This is a genomic window from Microbacterium sp. B19 (assembly GCF_000333395.1).
Lineage (GTDB): Bacteria > Actinomycetota > Actinomycetes > Actinomycetales > Microbacteriaceae > Microbacterium.
The window spans coordinates 1-2,655 of sequence record NZ_BADA01000474.1 but is presented as its reverse complement, the minus strand read 5'-3'; the positions used below and the strand labels follow the sequence as shown (position 1 = coordinate 2,655).

General features: G+C 69.3%; 2 protein-coding genes and 1 pseudogene. All 3 read right to left on the bottom strand.

The window, feature by feature from the left end; genetic code table 11:
- Positions 1 to 413: pseudogene (locus I5G_RS23125) on the bottom strand (hypothetical protein); the annotation flags it as partial.
- Positions 410 to 1,384, bottom strand: coding sequence for a MoxR family ATPase (locus tag I5G_RS16620; RefSeq protein ID WP_022880071.1), 975 nt, complete (start codon positions 1,382 to 1,384; stop codon positions 410 to 412). The pseudogene I5G_RS23125 and the gene I5G_RS16620, both read right to left, overlap by 4 nt.
- 25 nt (positions 1,385 to 1,409) lie before the next feature.
- Positions 1,410 to 2,655, bottom strand: a 1,246-nt coding sequence (locus I5G_RS25530; protein WP_148286530.1) for a fibronectin type III domain-containing protein, incomplete at its 5' end; no start/stop codon positions are given.

The following is a 2,655-nucleotide window of genomic DNA, read 5'->3' as shown; positions in this document are numbered from 1 at the left end:
GGGGGGAGCCGGGCATCGGAATCCGGACGGGCCGCCCCCACGGGGAGACGGACCGTCGTCGCCGGCGAGGTACGGCGTCCCGCCCCGCGCACGACGAGGCGCCCCACGGCGCGCTCCCCCACCCGCACGCGGTGCGCGGCCAACTCGATCGCGACGTCGTACACCGGTCGGATCAGCACGAACGGGATCGCGGATGCCATGACCAGCACGGCCCCGAGCCCGAGCGCCGCCAGTTCTCCCCAGCCGAAGACCCCACCCAGGACGAGCGCAAGGACCGCGACGGCGACGAGGCTCCATCCGAGCGTCGTGGCGACGCGGAGCCGCGCGCGGACGACGACCCACGCGCGGCGCGCGACGACGCCCACGCGGGCAGCGACGGCCCGGGCGAGGGAGAACAGGCGGCCGCGCATCATGCCGCCGAGCTGCGGGACTGCGGAGCGGCGATCGCGGCGAGCGCGCGTCCCACGACGGCCTCGGGCGTGGCGCCGGCGAACTCGGCCTCGGGGTCCATCACGAGTCGGTGCTCCCAGACGGGGCCGGCGAGCGCCTTGATGTCGTCGGGGACGACGTAGCCGCGCCCCTCCGACGCGGCCCACACCTTGGCCGCGCGGATCATGGCGAGCGAACCGCGCACCGAGACGCCGAGTCGCGTGCTCGGGTCGCGGCGCGTCTCCTCGGCCAGCTGCGCGGTGTAGCGCAGCACCGCGGGGTCCACGTGCACGTCGGTGAGCAGCTGCGAGATCTCGGCGATGAGCTGCGTCGTGACGATGGGCGACAGGCTCGCCGACCGGTCCTTCACCGCCGCGCCCGACAGGATCATCTCGGCCGCCGCCAGGTCGGGGTAGCCGATGCTCGTCTTGATGAGGAAGCGGTCGAGCTGCGCCTCGGGGAGCTTGTACGTTCCCGCCTGCTCGATCGGGTTCTGCGTCGCGATCACCAGGAACGGTCGGCCGACCGAATGCGGCACGCCCTCGACCGTGACGCGGCCCTCCTCCATGACCTCCAGCAGCGCGGACTGCGTCTTCGGCGAGGCGCGGTTGATCTCGTCCGCCAGCACGATCGACGCGAAGATCGGCCCCTGGCGGAACTGGAACTCCCCCGTCTTCTGCGCGTAGATGACGGTTCCCGTCACGTCCGAGGGCAGCAGGTCGGGAGTGAACTGGATGCGACTGTTCGAGCCCTGCACGGTGGCGGCGAGCGCCTTCGCGAGCTGGGTCTTGCCGGTCCCCGGGGCGTCCTCGAGCAGCACGTGTCCCTCGGCGAGGAACGCCGTGAGCACCAGCCGCACCACCCCGGGCTTGCCGAGCACGGCGAGCCCCACGTTGTCGCTGAGCTTCTGGAAGGTGTCGGCGAACCAGGTGATCTGTTCTTGGGTGATTGTCATCGTCGTAACCTCTCGTCTGGTCGGTTCATCGGCCCCTGACCCAGTCCTTCCCGGGGATCTCGAGGGAGAACGGACCGCCGTCTGTCAGTCGCCCGTTGGTATCGGGGCAGGTGATCCGGACGGAGCCGTTCGCGGGAACGGAAACGTTCGACACAGGTCCGGCGTAGTTTGCGCCCGAGACGCCATCCCACCTGTGGTCCTCGTACTTCGAGGCGGCCCAGCAGCGAACCTCATAGGTCCCGGCCTCGTAGCTCTGGAAATTCAAGGTCGCGGACTTCCCGGAGATGTCAGTGATCCAGATGCTTCGGGGAGGCGGGTCATTCGCCTGTCCCGTCCGCGAGTCCGACACCGACCCGGCCGCGTTCGTGTACGACAGGTTGAACGTGTACGACTCCCCGGGCTGCAGCCCGGACTTCGTCCATGTGTGCGTGCCGTCGCCCTGAATCGGAGCATCCGGCGACGTGCTCGGTGAGCCGTTCGAGTCGATCGTCCAGGTGAACTGCACCGCGCCGTCAAGCCGCACGGGCGCGTCCATCGTGAGGATCGGCCGCCCGAAGGGCGTCGCCCTACCCGACTGCGCCTCAGCACTCCCCCTGACGTCTTGCACCCTTGACGTGGCCCACACGGTCACGGAGTACTCGGTGCCGTTGGTGAGCCCGGTGATCGAACTTCCCGGCGCGGCCAGCGTGCCTGACGCGCCCGTCTGGTCGACGCGGTAGTGGTAGTCGACCTCGTCGGCACGAGAGCCGTTGAGGGGTCCGGGATCGAAGTCGACCACGACCGACTTGTCCGCCGGGGTCAGTCTCACATTGGTGGGGGCACCCGGCGGGAGAGCGCCGCGCCGCTGCTCAGAGTCCCCGCTGGCCCCCGAACTACCCGCCTTGTTTCGAGCGGTGACGGCGAACGTGTAGTTCTCACCGGGGTCGACGGGAACGTTGAGTGAGGTTCCGATTGTGTCCACTGAATTGACGACAGCGCCACCCTGCTTGACCAAAACCGTGTACCCCGACACGTTGTCGCCGTTGTTGTGCAGCGGAGGTGTCCAGGCCACCAGGATCTGCGATTGTGACTTGACGGGTGTCGCCGGCGAGGTCGTGGGCGTTCCCGGCGCATCGGGCACCCCCGCCGGGATGACAACGCCGGAGTACGGGCTCCAGCTGCTCGGCTCTGGCGCTTTATTCACTGCTTGAACTCGCACGCGATACGAGGCGCCGTTCTCGAGGCCGTTCCACACCACGCTGGTGCCGGTAACGCCCGTCAGCTGGATCGGG